Annotated in this window: 13 protein-coding genes and 1 pseudogene; 7 read left to right on the top strand and 7 right to left on the bottom strand. The window is 65.3% G+C overall.

The genetic code is table 11. The features are described from left to right. Positions 1 to 7 precede the first annotated feature (7 nt). The 6 genes and pseudogenes from otnI to XH92_RS31120 all read left to right on the top strand — a co-directional run bounded on the left by otnI (position 8) and on the right by XH92_RS31120 (position 9021). Positions 8 to 790 (top strand): 2-oxo-tetronate isomerase, encoded by a 783-nt coding sequence (gene otnI, locus XH92_RS31145; protein WP_194455538.1) that lies wholly within the window; start codon positions 8 to 10, stop codon positions 788 to 790. Continuing rightward, the gene (gene otnK / locus XH92_RS31140) at positions 787 to 2064 is read left to right on the top strand and encodes a 3-oxo-tetronate kinase (protein WP_194455537.1); all 1278 of its coding nucleotides are present in this window, start codon (positions 787 to 789) and stop codon (positions 2062 to 2064) included. Before otnI ends, otnK begins: the two co-directional genes overlap by 4 nt. 169 nt (positions 2065 to 2233) lie before the next feature. Continuing rightward, positions 2234 to 3925: a methyl-accepting chemotaxis protein gene (locus XH92_RS31135; protein ID WP_194455536.1), complete on the top strand. Its 1692-nt coding sequence runs from the start codon at positions 2234 to 2236 to the stop codon at positions 3923 to 3925. A 128-nt stretch (positions 3926 to 4053) separates the two neighbouring features. Beyond that, positions 4054 to 4248: pseudogene (locus XH92_RS31130) on the top strand (methyl-accepting chemotaxis protein); the annotation flags it as partial. A 404-nt stretch (positions 4249 to 4652) separates the two neighbouring features. Next, complete coding sequence (locus tag XH92_RS31125; protein WP_194455535.1) at positions 4653 to 7832, top strand: efflux RND transporter permease subunit; 3180 nt, start codon at positions 4653 to 4655, stop codon at positions 7830 to 7832. After that, entirely contained in the window at positions 7819 to 9021 is a 1203-nt protein-coding gene (locus tag XH92_RS31120; protein ID WP_194455534.1) for an efflux RND transporter periplasmic adaptor subunit, read from the top strand. Before XH92_RS31125 ends, XH92_RS31120 begins: the two co-directional genes overlap by 14 nt. A 231-nt stretch (positions 9022 to 9252) precedes the next feature. Here the strand turns inward: XH92_RS31120 and XH92_RS31115 are convergent, their stop codons facing one another. Next, positions 9253 to 10767, bottom strand: coding sequence for an acetyl-CoA acetyltransferase (locus XH92_RS31115; RefSeq protein ID WP_194455533.1), 1515 nt, complete (start codon positions 10765 to 10767; stop codon positions 9253 to 9255). Positions 10768 to 10924: 157 nt separating this feature from the next. Continuing rightward, complete coding sequence (locus XH92_RS31110; protein ID WP_194455532.1) at positions 10925 to 12058, bottom strand: nitronate monooxygenase; 1134 nt, start codon at positions 12056 to 12058, stop codon at positions 10925 to 10927. A 275-nt stretch (positions 12059 to 12333) separates the two neighbouring features. Here XH92_RS31110 and yghU point away from each other — a divergent pair, with 275 nt between their 5' ends. Further along, entirely contained in the window at positions 12334 to 13209 is an 876-nt protein-coding gene (yghU, locus tag XH92_RS31105) for a glutathione-dependent disulfide-bond oxidoreductase (protein ID WP_194455531.1), read from the top strand. A 44-nt stretch (positions 13210 to 13253) separates the two neighbouring features. Here yghU and XH92_RS31100 read toward each other — a convergent pair whose 3' ends face one another. From XH92_RS31100 to XH92_RS31080, 5 genes are all read right to left on the bottom strand, one after another. Beyond that, entirely contained in the window at positions 13254 to 13529 is a 276-nt protein-coding gene (locus tag XH92_RS31100) for a GNAT family N-acetyltransferase (protein WP_194455530.1), read from the bottom strand. 13 nt (positions 13530 to 13542) lie between these two features. Beyond that, positions 13543 to 14160: a flavin reductase family protein gene (locus XH92_RS31095; protein ID WP_194455529.1), complete on the bottom strand. Its 618-nt coding sequence runs from the start codon at positions 14158 to 14160 to the stop codon at positions 13543 to 13545. 155 nt (positions 14161 to 14315) lie between these two features. After that, complete coding sequence (locus XH92_RS31090; protein ID WP_050420072.1) at positions 14316 to 15590, bottom strand: acyl-CoA dehydrogenase family protein; 1275 nt, start codon at positions 15588 to 15590, stop codon at positions 14316 to 14318. A gap of 171 nt (positions 15591 to 15761) precedes the next feature. Continuing rightward, the gene (locus tag XH92_RS31085) at positions 15762 to 16139 is read right to left on the bottom strand and encodes a VOC family protein (protein ID WP_092125064.1); all 378 of its coding nucleotides are present in this window, start codon (positions 16137 to 16139) and stop codon (positions 15762 to 15764) included. Between the two features lie 466 nt (positions 16140 to 16605). Next, a complete protein-coding gene (locus tag XH92_RS31080) occupies positions 16606 to 17388 on the bottom strand; it encodes an SDR family NAD(P)-dependent oxidoreductase (protein ID WP_194455528.1) in 783 nt (260 codons plus the stop codon). Positions 17389 to 17530: the final 142 nt, after the last annotated feature.

The following is a 17530-nucleotide window of genomic DNA, read 5'->3' as shown; positions in this document are numbered from 1 at the left end:
TTCCGCAATGCCCCGCTTTGCCGCCAATCTCACCATGATGTTCAACGAGGTCCCGTTCCTCGACCGCTTCGACGCCGCGGCGAAAGCGGGCTTCACCGCGGTCGAGTTCCTGTTTCCGTACGACCATCCGGCCGAGGAGGTCGGCAAGCGGCTGAAGGGCGCGGGGCTGACGCAGGCGCTGTTCAACCTGCCGCCGGGCGACTGGAACGCCGGCGAGAAGGGATTTGCCGCGCTGCCGGATCGCTTCGCCGATTTGCAAGCGAGCCTGAGGACCGCATTGCCTTATGCGCAGGCGACCGGCGTCGAGCGCGTGCATCTGATGGCCGGGATAGCCGACCGTAGCGATGCCAGGGCCGTCGCCGCATTTCGCAAGTCGGTCGCGCATGCCGCCGAGTTCTTCGCGCCGCACGGCCTCGACGTCGTGATCGAGCCGATCAATCCGCGCAACGTGCCCGGCTACTTCCTCAACGATTTCCTCTTCGCGCGCGACCTGATCAACGAGCTCAAGATCCCGAACCTCAAGCTGCAATTCGACATCTACCACTGCCAGATCATTCATGGCGACGTCACGATGCGGCTGCGCGAGATGATGCCGATCATCGGCCACATCCAGATCGCCTCGATCCCCTCGCGCAACGAGCCCGACGGCGAGGAGCTGAACTATCCGTTCCTGTTCGGCGAGCTGGACCGGCTCGGTTATAACGGCTTCGCCGGCTGCGAATATAATCCGCGCGGCAAGACCACCGATGGTCTCGCCTGGTTCAAGCCCTATGCCGGAGTGAAGCCGTGACACTCGCACTCGGTTGCATCGCCGACGACTACACCGGCGCCTCCGACCTCGCCAACACGCTGACCCGCGCCGGCCTGCGCACGGTGCAGACCATCGGCGTGCCCGCCGACGATCTCGCACTGCCCGAGGTCGACGCCGTCGTGGTGTCGCTGAAGAGCCGCTCGATCGAGGCCGGCCTTGCCGTGACGCGTTCGCGTGCGGCGGAGGCCTGGCTGCGCGGCCGGGGCGCCGCGCATGTCCTGTTCAAGATCTGCTCGACCTTCGATTCCACCGACGCCGGCAATATCGGCCCGGTGATGGACGCATTGCGCGCCGATTCCGGGGACAGCATCGTGCTGGTGACGCCGGCGTTCCCGGAGACCGGCCGCACCGTCTATCAGGGCAATCTGTTCGTCGGCTCGGTGCCGCTGAACGAGAGCCCGCTGAAGGACCATCCGCTCAACCCGATGCATGATTCCAATCTGGTCCGCGTGCTGGCGCGCCAGAGCAAGACCAAGGTCGGCCTGGTCGATCTCGCGACGCTCGCCCGAGGCACCGACGCCGTTCGGGCGAAGCTCGCCGAGCTCGCGGGCGCGGGCCTGGGTGCTGCGATCGTCGATGCGGTGTTCGACCGCGACCTCGAGACCATCGGGCAGGTCGCGCTGGATCAGCGTCTGTCGGTCGGCGCCTCCGGCATCGGGCTTGGATTGGCGCGGGCGCTGGTGGCCGCGGGCAAAGCCAAATCGTCGGCCGAAAGTGCAACCTCCAAGGCCGCGGTCGGCGGGCCGGCCGCCTGCCTCGCCGGCAGTTGCTCGCAAGCGACCTTGCGGCAGATCGCCAGCGCCGAGAAGGTGATGCCGGTCCTGCACCTCGACTCCGAGCGGGTGATCGCCGGCAAGGACGAGACGCAGCGGGCGCTCGCCTGGGCCAAGGAGCGGCTCGGGGCGGGGCCGATCCTGATCGCCAGCAGCTCGACTCCGGAGGAGGTGACTGCCCTGCAATCCCGTCATGGCCGTGATGCAGCCGGACATGCGATCGAGCAGGCACTGGCCGACATCGCGGAGGGACTGGTGCAGTCGGGTGTGCACAGGCTGGTGGTCGCCGGTGGTGAAACGTCAGGCGCCGTGGTCGATCGCCTGGGGATTCCGGGATTCCTGGTCGGTGCAGAAATCGCTGCGGGCGTGCCGGTTCTGCGCGCGGTCGGCGCCAGAAGCGGCCAGATGGTGCTTGCCCTCAAATCAGGCAATTTCGGCGGGCCGGAGTTCTTCTCGGATGCGCTGGCTTTGATGCCTTGATGCGTCTGGCGCGCATCATGCCGGGGTGACGTTTGATATCTCCGTAGTTCAACGGGGAACCAAATTAACCCTACTTAAGGAGGGGGGCTGGCTTTGATATCTGCGGCGTCCCGCCGCGCCCCCAGCCATTCGATCGGGCTTCGCGAGCCCGATATCAAGAGACCCCACGATGTTCGCCAAATTCTCGATCCGCGCCAAGATCATTGCCGCGGTTGCGTTCCTGCTTGTCGCGCTGACGGGCATGGGCCTGCTTGCAGTCTGGAATATGCGGGCGATCAACGCCAGCACAGTCGACATCTCGACCAATTGGTTGCCGAGCGTGCGCGTGCTCGGCGAGCTGCGCGCCGGGGTCATCACCTACCGCAACGTGATCCGCGAACACATGCTCTCCGAAACGCTCGAAGACAAGCTGGCCGCCGAGAAGACGCTCACCAGCGTCGTCGAGATGAACACAAAGGCCCGCGCCAGGTACGAGCCGATGATCACTACCCCGGAGGAGCGTGCGCTCTACCGGCAGTGGTCCGACACCTGGGACAAGTACAAAAAGGGCACCGAAGAGGTGATGAGCCTGTCGCGCAAGGAGGCTGGCAAGCTTCCGCATGAGGCGCACGAGCTCAACACCAAGGTCGTGAACAAGATCGGTCTCGAAGCGGATGAGATCCTGAACAAGGACATCGAGCTCAACAACACCGGTGCGGACAAAGCCGCGCAGGATTCTGCCAGCAACTACAGCTCGGCGCTGATGATGGTGGCGGCGATCCTCGGCCTTGCGATCCTGATCAGTGTCGGCGTCAGCTTCTACACGGTTCGCGACATTTCGGCCGGCATCGCCTCGATCGTGAGCCCGATGCAGGCGCTGGGTCGCGGCGACCTCACCGCAAACGTCCCGCACCAGGGCGAGAAGACCGAGATCGGCGCGATGGCCGATACGCTGCAGGTTTTCAAGGAAGCCCTGGTCGCCAAGAAGGCGGCCGATGAAGCCGCCGCCGCCGACGCCGAGGCCAAGATCGAGCGCGGCCGCCGGGTCGACACCATCACCCGCAATTTCGAACAGATGATCGGCGAGATCGTGCAGACCGTGTCGTCGGCCTCGACCCAGCTCGAGGCCTCGGCCTCTACGCTGTCGTCGACCGCCCGGCGTTCGCAGGAACTGACCACGTCGGTTGCCGCTGCTTCCGAGGAGGCCTCGACCAACGTGCAGTCGGTGGCGTCGGCGACCGAAGAGCTGTCGTCGTCGGTGACCGAGATCAGCCGCCAGGTGCAGGAGTCGGCGCGGATGGCCGGCGATGCCGTCGGCCAGGCGCGCACCACCAACGATCGCGTCAGCGAATTGTCGAAGGCCGCTGCGCGGATCGGCGACGTCGTCGAGCTGATCAACACGATTGCCGGCCAGACCAATCTCTTGGCGCTGAACGCCACCATCGAGGCGGCGCGCGCCGGCGAGGCCGGCCGCGGCTTCGCGGTCGTGGCGTCCGAGGTGAAGGCACTGGCGGAGCAGACTGCAAAGGCGACCGGCGAGATCGGCCAGCAGATCGCCGGCATCCAGACCGCGACCCAGGAGTCGGTCGGCGCCATCAAGGAAATCTCGTCGACCATCGAGCGGCTGTCGGAGATCTCCTCCACCATCGCAGCCGCGGTCGAGGAGCAGGGCGCGGCGACGCAGGAGATTTCGCGCAACGTGCAGCAGGCCGCGCAGGGCACCCAGCAGGTCTCGGCCAACATCACCGACGTCCAGCATGGCGCCAACGAAACCGGCTCGGCTTCGACCCAGGTGCTGTCGGCGGCGCAGTCGCTCTCGGGTGACAGCAATCGCCTCAAACTCGAGGTCGGCAAGTTCCTCGACGCCGTCCGCGCGGCCTGACGCCGGCCGAACCTCTGACCTTCGAACGATGCCCGGCCGACAGGCCGGGCATTTTTCTTTGCGCGGATGCGGCGCTCGGACGTTCCACGTGAAGGCGTGACCAACGAACCGTAGCTCCATGCGCGGCCGGCGCGGCGACCCAGGAAATATCTCGAAACGTGCAGCAGGCGGCGCACGGCACCCAGCAGGTCTCGGCCAACATCACCGACGTGCAGCACGGCGCTACCGAAACCGGGTCGGCCTCGACCCAGGTGTTGTCGGCGGCACAGACGTTGTCGGGCGACAGCAACCGCCTCAAGCTCGAGGTCGGCAAGTTCCTCAACGCGTCCGCGCCGCCTGATCCGGCGCCGCCGGTTGGGTCATACAGGACATCGTTGTCGGGGCAACCGATCCCGGCGCGGCGAGCCGGCCGGCTTGCCACGCTCCGCATTTTCGCAGAGCAGCGATGCGTTAGCCTTCTGACGGCCGCAACGGCGTGCTCGGCAGGCGCACATTCGCAGCAGAGCCGTCTCTTTTTTGACGATGATCCACGCGCGATCGACCGCGCTGCGCCCGGAGCACCCGATCGGCGTGCGCGGCTTCACGTACTATGCCAAGGAAGTGAAGGCCGCTGCGGCTCCACAGGTTGGCGTTTTGCCCGTCATCGGGTAAATCGGCCGCTGCGGAACGGCTTTTGCAATGTCGATTCCTCTGCCCGGGCGGGCTTCATTTCGGGAATGCTGCTTTTATGATCGCACTGGTCCGTATCGCACTGAGCCGGCCGTATACTTTCGTCGTGCTCGCGATCCTGCTCTTGATCATCGGACCGCTGGCGGCGCTGCGCACGCCGACCGACATCTTTCCCGACATCCGCATCCCCGTGATCGGCGTGGTCTGGCAGTACACCGGCCTGCCGCCCGACCAGATGGCCGGCCGCATCACTTCGCCGTTCCAGCGCGCACTGACCACGACGGTCAACGACATCGAGCACATCGTCGCCAATTCCTATAACGGCGTCGGCATCATCAAGATCTTCTTCCAGCCCAACGTCGACATCCGCACCGCCAACGCCCAGGTCACCGCGATCTCGCAGACACTGCTCAAGCAGATGCCGCCGGGCGCGACGCCGCCGCTGATCCTGAACTACAGCGCCTCGACGGTTCCGATCATCCAGGTCGCATTGTCGGGCGAAGGCCTGACCGAGCAGAACCTCGCCGATATCGGCATCAACCAGCTGCGCACGCCGCTGGTCACGGTGCCCGGTGCTGCGATCCCGTATCCGTTCGGCGGCAAGCAGCGCCAGGTCCAGATCGATCTCAATTCGACCGCGCTGCAGGCGCGCGGCCTGGCGGGCCAGGACGTCGCCAACGCGCTCGCCGCGCAGAACCTGATCACGCCGGTCGGCACCCAGAAGATCGGCAACTTCGAATACACCATCAACCTCAACAACTCGCCGCTGCGGCTCGAAGAGCTCGGCGACCTGCCGATCAAGCAGGTCAACGGCGCGATGGTCTATGTCCGTGACGTCGCCACCGTTCGCGATGGCAACCCGCCGCAGACCAACATCGTCCATGTCGACGGCAACCGCTCGGTCTTGATGATGGTGCTGAAGGCGGGCGCCACCTCGACGCTCGATATCATCTCCGGCATCAAGCAGAAGGTGATCGAGGTCAAGGACCAGATGCCGGACGCGCTGAAGATCGGCTTCATCGGCGACCAGTCGGTGTTCGTCCGTGGCGCGATCACCGGCGTCGCCTTCGAGGGCGTGATCGCCGCGCTGCTGACCAGCGTGATGATCCTGTTGTTCCTCGGCAGCTGGCGCTCGACCGTCATCATCGCGGTGTCGATCCCGCTGTCGGTGCTCGGCGCCATCATCATGCTGTCCCTGATCGGCGAGACGCTGAACATCATGACGCTCGGCGGCCTTGCGCTCGCGGTCGGCATCCTCGTCGACGACGCCACGGTGACGATCGAGAACATCAACTACCACCTCGAGCAGGGCAAGCCGGTCGAGCAGTCGATCCTCGATGGCGCCAATCAGATCGTGACGCCGGCCTTCGTCTCGCTGCTCTGTATCTGCATCGTGTTCGTGCCGATGTTCTTCCTGACCGGCGTGGCGCGCTTCCTGTTCGTGCCGATGGCCGAAGCGGTGATGTTCGCGATGATCTGGTCGTTCATCCTGTCGCGCAGTCTGGTGCCGACGATGGCGAACTATCTGCTGCAGGCGCATGTCCATCACGAGGGCGGGCCGCCGAAATCGCGCAATCCCCTGGTCTGGTTCCAGCGTGGCTTCGAGGCGCGGTTCGAGCGTGTCCGCAGCGGCTATCATGGCCTGCTCGCGATGGCGCTCGGTCACCGCAAGGTGTTCGTCGGCGGCTTTCTCGCGGTCGTTGCCGCGTCGTTCCTCTTGGTGCCGTTTCTGGGGCGCAACTTCTTCCCGTCGGTCGATGCCGGCAACATCCTGATGCATGTCCGCACCCAGGTCGGCACCCGCGTCGAGGAGACCGCCAACCAGCTCGCCGATATCCAGAAGGCGATCCGCAAGCTGGTCCCCGGCGAGATCGAGACCATGACCGACAACATCGGCATGCCGATCTCCGGCATCAACATGACCTATAACAACACCGGCGTGATCGGTCCGCAGGACGGCGATATCCAGATCCGCCTGAAGGAAGGCCACAAGCCGACCGAGCAGCATGTCCGCACGCTGCGTGAGCAACTGCCCCGGCTGTTCCCGGGCACCAGCTTCGCGTTCCTGCCGGCCGACATCGTCAGCCAGATCCTGAACTTCGGCGCGCCGGCGCCGATCGATTTGCAGATCCGCGGCGCCAACCTCGACGCCAACTTCGCCTACGCCAACAAGCTGCTGGCCAAGATCAAGCGCATCCCCGGCATCGCCGACGCGCGGATCCAGCAGTCGCCGAACAATCCGACCTTCAACATCGACGTCGACCGCACCCGCGCGCAATATGTCGGCCTGACCGAGCGCGACGTCACCAACTCGCTGGTCGTCAACCTCGCCGGCTCCTCGCAGGTCGCGCCGACCTACTATCTCAACCCTGATAACGGCGTGTCCTATTCGATCGTGATGCAGACGCCGCAATACCAGATCGACTCGCTGAGCGCGCTGCAGACGCTGCCGATCACCGCGACCGGCAACACCCAGGCGCCGATCCTCGGCGGTATCGCCGACATCAAGCGCGTGACCTCGAGCGCGGTGGTGTCGCAATACGACATCCAGTCGCTGGTGCAGATCTACGCCACGACGCAGGGCCGCGATCTCGGCGGCGTCGCAACCGACGTGCGCCAGCTGATCGCGGATACCGCCAAGGAGGTGCCGAAGGGCTCGTCCGTGGTGCTGCTCGGCCAGGTGCAGACCATGAACTCGGCCTTCACCGGCCTGTTGCTCGGCCTGCTCGGCGCGGTCGTCCTGATCTACTTCCTGATCGTCGTGAACTTCCAGTCCTGGTCGGATCCGTTCGTGATCATCACGGCGCTGCCCGCCGCGCTGGCCGGCATCGTCTGGATGCTGTTCACCACCCAGACCACGCTGTCGGTTCCGGCGCTCACCGGCGCCATCATGTGCATGGGCGTTGCGACCGCCAACAGCGTGCTGGTGATCAGCTTCGCGCGCGAACGCTATGAGGAGCTCGGCGATCCCGTCGCGGCGGCGCTGGAGGCCGGATTCGTCCGGTTCCGTCCGGTGCTGATGACCGCGCTCGCCATGATCATCGGCATGGCGCCGATGGCGCTGGGACTGGGCGAGGGCGGCGAGCAGAACGCGCCGCTGGGCCGCGCCGTGATCGGCGGCCTGATCTTTGCAACCTTCGCGACGCTGATGTTTGTTCCCGTGGTATTCAGTATGGTACACAAGAAGCAAGGCGCCAAAGCCGCCGCCTCATCGGAGATTCCGCATGCAGCCCACTGAACAGCGCCCACCGGTGTCCCGCCGGAGATTGGGCATATTCGGCGTGGTTGCACTGGTCGGCGCCGGGCTGATCGTAGGCACCGGCATCCGCGCCCGTGAGGAGCAGGACAACCGTTTGAAGGAATGGACCGACGACCAGGCCGTTCCGACCGTCGCGGTGGCGCTGCCCAACGCCAAGGCGCTGAGCCCCACGATCGACCTGCCGGGCCGGCTCGAGGCTTATTCCCGCGCGCCGATCTATGCCCGGGTGTCCGGCTATCTGAAGAACTGGGACGCCGACATCGGCGCCCGCGTCAAGGCTGGCCAGGTGATCGCCGAGATCGAGGCGCCTGACCTCGATCAGCAATTGCTGCAGGCGCGCGCCGATCTCGCCAGCGCCCAGGCCTCGGCCAAGCTGTCCGAGGCCACGCTGAACCGGCGCAAGACGCTGGTGGCCTCGAACTTCGTCTCCGCCCAGGAGATCGACGAGCGCACCGCCGACCTCTCCAACAAGAACGGTGCGGTCAAGGCCGGCCAGGCCAATGTCGAGCGGCTGGAAGCGCTCGCCGGTTACAAGAAGATCACGGCGCCGTTCGACGGCGTGGTGACCTCGCGCGACACCGACGTCGGCGCGCTGATCAACGCCGGCGGCGGCTCGGGCCCCGCGATGTTCACGATCTCCGACATCACCAAGCTGCGCGTCTACGTCAACGTGCCGCAGAACTATGTTCCGGCGATCAAGATCGGCGCCAAGGCCACGCTGGCGTTGCCGGATTACCCGAACCGCAGCTTCCAGGCGACGGTGGAAGCCTCCTCACAGGCCGTCGATGTCGCCTCCGGCACCACGCGGATGCAGCTCGGGCTCGACAATTCCTCCGGCGAGCTGATGCCGGGCAGCTATGCCAGCGTGAAGCTGAACTTGCAGCGCGAGTCCGCGCCGCTCAGCATTCCCGCCAGCGCGCTGATCTTCAACAGCAACGGCCTGCGGGTCGCAACCGTCAGCCCCGATGACAAGGTGCTGTTCAAGACCGTGAAGATCGGCCGCGACCTCGGCAAGGAGCTCGAGATCGCCTCGGGCCTCGCCCCCGACGACCGCATCATCACCGCCCCGCCGGACGGACTCGCCGACGGCGATCATGTCCGCGTCACCGGCGCCGGCCCCAAGGGCAAGCCGACGACGGCGTCGGAAAAGCAGGACGTGAAGGGGTAAGTCTTTCGTAGCCCGAATTGCGCGACGCTCCATCCGGGCTACGCACTGAATGCGAGAGAACCCATCACCGTCACCCTGAGGAGGCCGCACTGCGGCCGTCTCGAAGGGTCGACGGCCACCAGCGGGGCCGTGCATCCTTCGAGGCTCGCTCCGCTCGCACCTCCAGCGACAAAGGCGAAGCCTTTGCGCGGGGATGACGGATATAGCCGCGGAGGTTGCGGGTAGGAACTGCTATCCCACCCGCCATTCCAGCATGCCATCACCGGCGGTCACGATGTTGCCGGTGGTACCGACCGGTGTGCGGTCGAGGTTCTGCAGATATGCCAGCGTGGCCGTGTCGCTTGCCGGGATGCGGCCGAGCGTGCGGCGGCCGTCTTCGGTGCGCAGCATGGTGACGCCATGCTCGACCTCGCCGTTGGCGCGATAGATCACGGTGAAGGCCTCGACCTTGCCTTTTCCTGTTGCCTCGGCGGTGAAGTCGGGCACGTTGCGCCTGTTGCGGTCGGCCTCCGCCTGCACGCTCGTGTCCTGCTTGAGCGCGGCCTTCGGTGCCGCGCGCGACAGCACGAGGCCGTGATGCTTGGTGACGAAGCCGCCCTGGCCGTAGAGCAGGCCGAGCGTGCCGCCGCTGCGCAGCCTGCGCACCATCGCGCAGGCTGAATGCGTCATGTAGGTGTTGAGCGGCGCGCCGAAGAAGGTGAGGCCGCCGGTGACGGTCGGCTGCACGTCGCTGCCCAGGCCGAGCGTGCGGCGCGCCATCTTCGGGACGCAGGGGAAACAGCTATAGAGCTCGATGGCATCGAACTTCCTGCCATCGCCACCGGCGAGGTCCATCACCGCCTTGAGCACCGCGGTCTGCGCGTGGCTCTCGACGAACTGGTCGCGGATCAGATAGTCGCGCGGCTCTTCGGCCGAGGCGCCGCCGAGCGGATAGATCAGCTTGTCCGCGGGGACACCGGCTGCACGCGCTTTGGCAAGGCTGGTCAGGATCAGCGCACCGCCCATGTTGACCGTCGGGTTCGCCACCATCAGCTTCGTATACGGCCAGGCGATCATCCGGTTGTCGGGCGTTGCCGTCGTGATCTCGTCGCCGCTGAAGCGCTTCTTCAGCCACGAGTTCGGGTTGTCGGCCGCGATCCGCGCATAGGTCGACCATAGATCGCCCGACTCCTTCAGCGCCTCGCGCGGCGTTTGGCCCCAATGCGCCGAGGTTGCGGACTCATAGAGCGGGTAGACCGTGATCGGCCGGAACACGCCGAGCGCAACCGCCATCGGCTTCTGGAACGCGGCGCCGCGCTTCGGCTCCTCCACGTCATGCGCGAACGGTGTCCACGGCAACTCGACGCCGGCGCGCTGCGCCTTGGTCGCGGTCGACTGCGCCTCGGCGCCGCACACCGCGGCGACGCTGCATTCGCCGCGCGCGATGCGCTGCGCGGCCTCATGCAGATAGCGGATCGGGCTCTCGCCGCCGACCGGGCCGTAATAAAGATGCGCGGGCGTGATGCCGAGCCGCTGCGCCAGCTGCTTCTCGGGATCGCGGTAGCGCCAGCTCAGGAAGTTGACGACGTCGAGCGACTGCACGTCGGCGAGCAGTTTTGCGCCGCTGTCCGCCTCGGCGCGCTTCAGCGCCTCTTCCAGCAGAGTGAGTGGCTCGAGGCCGGCGGCGATGTCCTTGGGACGATCGACGATCTCGCCGACGCCGACGATGACGGGAATGCGGTCTTCGGGGATATGAGATGTGGTCATTTCTTCTTGCTTTGCTTTCTTTAGTACGCCGCCGCCCTTCGAGGCTCGCTGCGCTCGCACCTCAGGGTGACGGCTACAGGCACACCGTCATCCTGAGGTGCGAGCTCTGCGGCGCGTCAGCGCCGCTGGGCGAGCCTCGAAGGACGGACCACGTATTCTACTCCGCCACCAGCGCGTTCATGTGCTCGACGGCCTCGACGAAATCTTCCTTGAATTCCTGCACCACGGCACCCGCCGACTTGACGCTGTCGACCAGGCCGACGCCCTGGCCGACGAAGTAGCTGACGAGATCGCGCGCCTTCTCGTTGCCGGCTTCAGCGGCGCGGTCGATCGCGTTGAAGGCATCGCGGCTGATGATGCTTTGCAGCGGCATCGGCAGCGCGCCGGGGCTGTCCGGCGAGCGGTCCCAGGCATCGGTCCACACCGAGCGAAGCTGCCGCGCCGGCTTGCCGGTGCGGCCCTTGGAGCGGATGGCGTCGCGCGAGGAGGCCGCGATCATCTTCTCGCGGAAGATCTCCGAGGTCTCCGACTCGACGGTCGCAAGCCACACCGAGCCGGTCCAGGCGCCGGCCGCACCCATCGCCATGCAGGCGGCCATCTGGCTGCCGGTCATGATGCCGCCGGCGGCGAGCACCGGCACGTCGCGGATCTTTTTGACCGCCTTGATCACCTCGGGCACCAGCACCATGGTCGAGACTTCGCCGCAATGGCCGCCGGCTTCGGTGCCTTGCGCAACCAGGATGTCGACGCCGGCCGCGACCTGGCGAAGCGCGTGCTCCTTGGAGCCGACCAGCGCCGCCACCGGCACGCCGTGCTTGCGGCCCATCTCGATCATCGCCTTCGGCGGCACGCCGAGCGCATTGGCGATCAGCCGGATCGGATGGCGGAACGAGACCTCGAGCAATTGCAGCGCGGTCTCGGCATCGAACGGCTGCGGCTGGTTGTCGGCGACGCTCTGCGGCGTGAGCTCGATGTTGTATTTCTTCAGCAGATCGCGGGTGAAATCGCGATGGTCCTGCGAGACGCGCTTCTCGAGGCTCTTCCAGGTGACGTTCTTCTCACCCGCGGTCGAGATGTTCTCCGGAATCAGCACGTCGATGCCGTAGGGCTTGCCGTCGACGTGATCGTCGATCCATTTCAATTCCTGCTCCAGCGTCTCCGGCAGATACCGGGTCGCGCCGAACACGCCGAAGCCGCCGGCGCGGCTGACGGCGGCCACCACGTCGCGGCAATGACTGAAGGCGAGCAGGGGGAATTCGATTCCCAGCATGTCGCATATCGGTGATTTCATGGACTGGTTTTCTCCCGGCGGCTGCTTCTTGTGCTTGTTGGCATCAGCCCCTGCGACGCTAGCGCATCACGGTCGGCGAAGCCAAGCGGGTTTCGGCTGCGGCGATCTTGCGTGCAGGCGCTGCTTGGCTGCATCGCTCGCAGCGCATTCCGCTGGATAGAAAATGCGATCGGGCGGGGTGGGCAAAGCGCAGCGTGCGCACCATCTAGTGCGGACATGGGATGGGCCCGGCGGCCGCCGCGCCACCTTGGAAACGTAAACCGGGAGCCAACGACGTGACTGACACCTCAGCCTACGAGCCGCCGAAAGTCTGGACCTGGAACAAGGAGAGCGGCGGGCGCTTCGCCAGCATCAACCGGCCGATCGCGGGTCCCACCCATGACAAGGAGCTGCCGGTCGGCCGCCATCCGCTGCAACTCTACTCGCTGGCGACGCCGAACGGCGTCAAGGTCACCGTGATGCTGGAAGAGCTGCTGGCGGCCGGCCACAAGGGTGCGGAGTACGACGCCTGGCTGATCAAGATCGACGGCAACCAGTTCGGCAGCGGCTTCGTTGCGGTCAATCCGAATTCCAAGATCCCGGCGCTAATGGATCGCAGCGGGCCTGAGCCGATCAGGGTGTTCGAGTCGGGCTCGATCCTGGTCTACCTCGCGGAAAAGTTCGGCGCGTTCCTGCCGACCGACGTCAAGACCCGCGCCGAAACCTTCTCCTGGCTGTTCTGGCAGATGGGCGCCGCGCCGTATCTCGGTGGCGGCTTCGGGCATTTCTATGCCTATGCGCCGACCAAGATCGAATACGCGATCGATCGCTTTGCGATGGAAGTGAAGCGCCAGCTCGACGTGCTCGACCGCCGGCTCGCCGACAACGAATATCTCGCCGGCGATGTCTACACCATCGCCGACATGGCAGTGTGGCCATGGTACGGCAGTCTGGCCAAGGGACTGCTCTATGGCGGCGGCGAATTCCTCTCGGTGCAGGACTACAAGAACGTGCAGCGCTGGACCGACGCGATCGCCGCCCGGCCCGCGGTGAAGCGCGGCCGCATGGTCAACCGCACCTGGGGTGACCCCTCGAGCCAGCTCCACGAGCGCCATGATGCCAGCGATTTCGAGATGAAGACGCAGGACAAGGTCGAGCAAGCGGCGTCGTAGCTGCGAGGGCGGGTTACGTCTTTCGGCTAACCCGCCCTGCGGATCTAGCTCAACAAATCGTCATACTCCGGATTCTTCTTCATGAAGCCCTGGATGAACTCGCACTTCACGACGAGCTTGATGCCCTGCGCACGGACCGCGTCGAGCGTCGCACGGGCGAGCTTGGAGCCGATGCCGCGGCCGCCGAGCTCCGGCGGCACCACGGTGTGCACCAGCGTGATCGTATCCGGCGTCTTGCGGTAGACCACGAAGGCGATGGTGCCATCGACGTCAAGTTCGAACCGGCTCTGCGTCGCGTTGTCGCGAAATGCTTCACTCATTCTGTCGTCCTCGTTACCTGTTCTTCACACCCTCGGCCGCAGGAAATACCACGCGGTCGTCGGTGCGGCAGTAGCGATCGGCGAACATGCGGCCGATCGGGTGGTAGCGCTCCATGTGGACGCGCATCGCATTGTGATCCCACAATTCGTTGCGGATGTGGAAATGGATGCCTTCGCCCATGATCAGCTGGCGGTCGCCGTTGACGTCGATCAGCTTCCAGGTCCTGCACTCCATCGCGAACGGCGCGTCGGCAAGCCGGGGCACCGCGATCTTGCTGGATGGCGCGAGCTTGAGACCGAGATGATCGGGTTCGCCGATCTCGGGCGGAAAATCACCCGAGCTCTCGTGCATCGCGCGCGCCAGCGGCTCGTCGGTCAGGTTGACCACGAATTCGCCGAGGCGCTGGATGTTGACCATCGTATCCTTCTCGCGGCCGTCGGGCCGTCGGTTGACCGCGAACATGCAGAGCGGCGGGTCCTCGCAGAACACGTTGAAGAACGAGAACGGCGCCGCATTGACCACGCCGTCCGGCCCAAGGCTTGTCACCCAGGCGATCGGCCGCGGCAACACGAAGGAGGTCAGCACCTTGTAGCGTTCGCGCTGGGTGAGGTCGCTTGCGGCGTATTCCATGCGGTTGTCCGGAATTTCGGTGGGCGGGTGCGCGAAGCGTAACCTGCCGCCGACGGTTCGGAAAGCAAAAGGCGGGTTACACTCGCGTGAACCCGCCTTGCAGACTTGCTTGCTTACCTCTCGCCGCGAAGAGCGGGGAGAGGGAGGAGTAGCAACTACGGCATGCTCAGCTCGTGGCGGCCGACGACCATCCAGTGCACCTCGTCCGGGCCGTCGGCGAAGCGCAGATGGCGGACGTCCTGGTACATTTCGCCAAGCGGGGACCATTGCGAAATGCCGGTGGCGCCGTGCATCTGGATCGCCTGATCGATCACCTTGCAGGCGCGCTCGGGGACCATGGCCTTGACCATCGAGACCCAGACGCGGGCTTCCTTGTTGCCGAGCACGTCCATCGCCTTGGCCGCCTTCAACACCATCAGCCGCATCGCTTCGATTTCGCAACGCGCCTGGGCGATGATCTGCATGTTGCCGCCGAGATGGGCGATCTTCTTGCCGAACGCTTCGCGGGTCAGGCCGCGCTGCACCATCATGTCGAGCGCCTTCTCGGCCTTGCCGATGGTGCGCATGCAGTGGTGGATGCGGCCGGGGCCGAGGCGAACCTGGGAGATCTCGAAGCCGCGGCCTTCGCCGAGCAGCATGTTCTCCTTCGGCACCTTGCAATTGTTGAAGCGCAGATGCATGTGGCCGCGCGGCGCATGGTCATGGCCGAACACGTGCATCGGGCCGAGGATCTCGACGCCGGGGGTGTCGATCGGCACCAGGATCTGCGACTGCTGCTTGCTCGGCGCAGCGTCCGGATTGGTCTTCACCATCACGATCATGATCTTGCAGCGCGGATCGCCGGCGCCGGAGATGTAATACTTCTCGCCGTTGATGACCCACTCGTCGCCGACCAGCTTGGCGGTGGTCGAGATGTTCTTGGCGTCGGAGGAGGCGACGTTCGGCTCGGTCATCGCATAGGCCGAGCGGATCTCGCCGTTGAGCAGCGGCTTCAGCCACTTCTCCTTCTGCGCCTTGGTGCCGACCCGCTCCAGCACTTCCATGTTGCCGGTGTCGGGCGCCGAGCAGTTCATGGTCTCGGAGGCCAGCGGGCTCTTGCCGAGTTCGGCGGCGATGTAGGCGTAGTCGAGGTTGTTGAGGCCGTCGCCGGTCTCGGCATCGGGCAGGAAGAAGTTCCAGAGGCCGACTTCCTTGGCCTTGTCCTTGGCCTTCTGCAGGATCGCGAGCTGCTCGTCGGTGAAGCTCCAGCGGTTGGTCTTCTTCTCGCCGGCGCGATAGAATTCGACCGACATCGGATCGACGGTGTCGCGGATAAACTGCTTCACATGGTCGTAGAGCGGGCGGACCTTGTCCGACATCCGAAGGTCGTTGAGCTCGTCGCCCGGATTGAGCGTGTAGTTCGTGGTGCGCGGCACATAGGCATGTTTCATTGTCTTTTCTCCTTCGCGAAGGCGCGTTTCGCGGCGGACAATAGACGCGTGCGGCGCGAAGCGCGAGCACGGATTTTCTGGTCACCTCTACCGCAACGCGGAATTTGGCGACGGCGTTTCAAACGTTGTTTGAACGCCGTCGCTTACAGCGTGAACGATTCCGGCGGACGGTTATGTCATCCGGTGCATCGCGCAGATCTTGTTGCCGTCGAGGTCGCGCAGATAGGCGAGGTACAGCTTGATGCCGTTGCCCTCGCGCACACCCGGCGGGTCCTCGCAGGTCTTGCCGCCATTGGCGATGCCGGCCGCGTGCCAGGCGTGGACCTGCTCCGGCGAAGAGCAGGCAAAGCCGATCGTGCCGCCATTGGCGTGCGTCGCCGGCTCGCCGTTGATCGGCTTGGAAACCATGAAAATGCCCGCCTTGGTCAGGTACATGATACGGTGACCGTCGACCCGGGCCGGCCGGACATCGAGCGTGCCAAGCAGCGCATCATAGAACGCCTTGGCCTTGTCCAGATCGTTGGTGCCAACCATCACGTGTGAAAACATCTGAAATAACCTCCCTGCTTGTTGAAAGCCGCCTTGTGCGCCCCTCGCGGCGCGAACGCTAGCAGCAGTTTTGTCGCGACGAAAGCGACGCAGCGTCGCGTGGTATCGAGCGATCCACTCTCGTCATTGTGGGGCTAGCGAAGCGAGAGTCCCGGAAACTGCGTCCCACCCACATCTGTCATCGCCCGGCTCGACCGGGCGATCCAGTAGGCCGCGGCCTCTCGGCTTAAGCACAGACGTCTCTGGAATACTGGATCACCCGCATGCGCGGGTGATGACACCGCGTGGTGTGGCAACTTGAATCGAGAGCCATCCTCATCGTCGTCCCGGCGCAGGCCGGGACCCATGACCACCGTTGCTCATTGCGTGACGACGCTATGGCCCCAGCCTGCTACGACAACCGCGTCCTGTGGTTATGGGTCCTTGCTTTCGCAGGGACGACACCGGTGTTGCCGCAAGAGCCTGGCTAGAATGCCGTATACCCACCATCGATCACAAAGCAATCCGCCGTATGATAGGACGACGCCTTGCTCATGATGTAGACGGCGATGCCGCCGAAATCGCTGGGCTCGCCGAAGCGGCGCAGGGGGATGCGCGGCATCACGTTGGCGACGAACTTGTCGTTGGCCATGATGCCGGCGGTCATGTCGCTCTTGATCCAGCCGGGCAGGATCGCGTTCGCGGTGACGCCATGGCGGGCGAGCTCGACGCCGAGCGCGCGGCACAGCGCGTTCAGCGCGGCCTTGGTGCCGGCATAGTGCTCGTTGCGCGCGGTGCCGAACAGCGAGGCGAGGCTCGAGGTCGCGACCAGCCGTCCGAACTTGTCGCCGGCTTCGGCGCGCTCGGTCATGTGGCGTGCCGCAGCCTGGAATACGTGAAACACGCCGTCGAGATTAGTCGCGAACATCTTGCGCCATTCCTCCTCGGTGCGGTCGATGAAGGAGCGGCGTCCGCCGCCGCCGATGCCGGCATTGGCGAAGCAGCCGTCGACGCGGCCGAAGGTGTCGAGCGTCGCCTTCATCGCGGTCTTGACCGAGCCGGGATCGCTGACATCGCAGAATTGGGTTGCGACCTTGCCGGGTCCGGCCTTCATCGAGGCGGCGGCGTTGGCATTTTTTTCCGCGTTGCGGCCCCAGATCGCGACGTTGCAGCCGGCGGCGTTGAGCGCCTGCGCGATGCCGAGGCCGATGCCGCCATTGCCGCCGGTGATGACAGCGACGCGGCCGGTGAGATCGAAGATGCCACTCATTGGGGTTTCCATTTGGTTTGGTGCGCGCTAATCACGCGTTCACGGATGGGCTTGCCGTCGACCATGGACAAGCCCGGCACAAAAATCAAATATGGGTCCAAATATAGGTCGACCCATCGACCTACCGCGGTACCCGCCGCCG

The sequence above is a fragment of the Bradyrhizobium sp. CCBAU 53421 genome (assembly GCF_015291625.1).
In the GTDB taxonomy this organism is placed as follows: domain Bacteria; phylum Pseudomonadota; class Alphaproteobacteria; order Rhizobiales; family Xanthobacteraceae; genus Bradyrhizobium.
Note: the sequence above shows the minus strand (reverse complement) of the source record. Positions and strands in the feature narration are given on the sequence as shown.

Excerpts from the sequence above, each read along its gene's own strand:
- otnI (WP_194455538.1), top strand. The coding sequence starts at position 8 with ATGCCCCGCTTTGCCGCCAATCTCACCATGATGTTCAACGAGGTCCCG.
- XH92_RS31135 (WP_194455536.1), top strand. The coding sequence starts at position 2,234 with ATGTTCGCCAAATTCTCGATCCGCGCCAAGATCATTGCCGCGGTTGCG.
- XH92_RS31125 (WP_194455535.1), top strand. The coding sequence starts at position 4,653 with ATGATCGCACTGGTCCGTATCGCACTGAGCCGGCCGTATACTTTCGTC.
- XH92_RS31120 (WP_194455534.1), top strand. The coding sequence starts at position 7,819 with ATGCAGCCCACTGAACAGCGCCCACCGGTGTCCCGCCGGAGATTGGGC.
- XH92_RS31115 (WP_194455533.1), bottom strand. The coding sequence starts at position 10,767 with ATGACCACATCTCATATCCCCGAAGACCGCATTCCCGTCATCGTCGGC.
- XH92_RS31110 (WP_194455532.1), bottom strand. The coding sequence starts at position 12,058 with ATGAAATCACCGATATGCGACATGCTGGGAATCGAATTCCCCCTGCTC.
- XH92_RS31100 (WP_194455530.1), bottom strand. The coding sequence starts at position 13,529 with ATGAGTGAAGCATTTCGCGACAACGCGACGCAGAGCCGGTTCGAACTT.
- XH92_RS31095 (WP_194455529.1), bottom strand. The coding sequence starts at position 14,160 with ATGGAATACGCCGCAAGCGACCTCACCCAGCGCGAACGCTACAAGGTG.
- XH92_RS31090 (WP_050420072.1), bottom strand. The coding sequence starts at position 15,590 with ATGAAACATGCCTATGTGCCGCGCACCACGAACTACACGCTCAATCCG.
- XH92_RS31085 (WP_092125064.1), bottom strand. The coding sequence starts at position 16,139 with ATGTTTTCACACGTGATGGTTGGCACCAACGATCTGGACAAGGCCAAG.
- XH92_RS31080 (WP_194455528.1), bottom strand. The coding sequence starts at position 17,388 with ATGAGTGGCATCTTCGATCTCACCGGCCGCGTCGCTGTCATCACCGGC.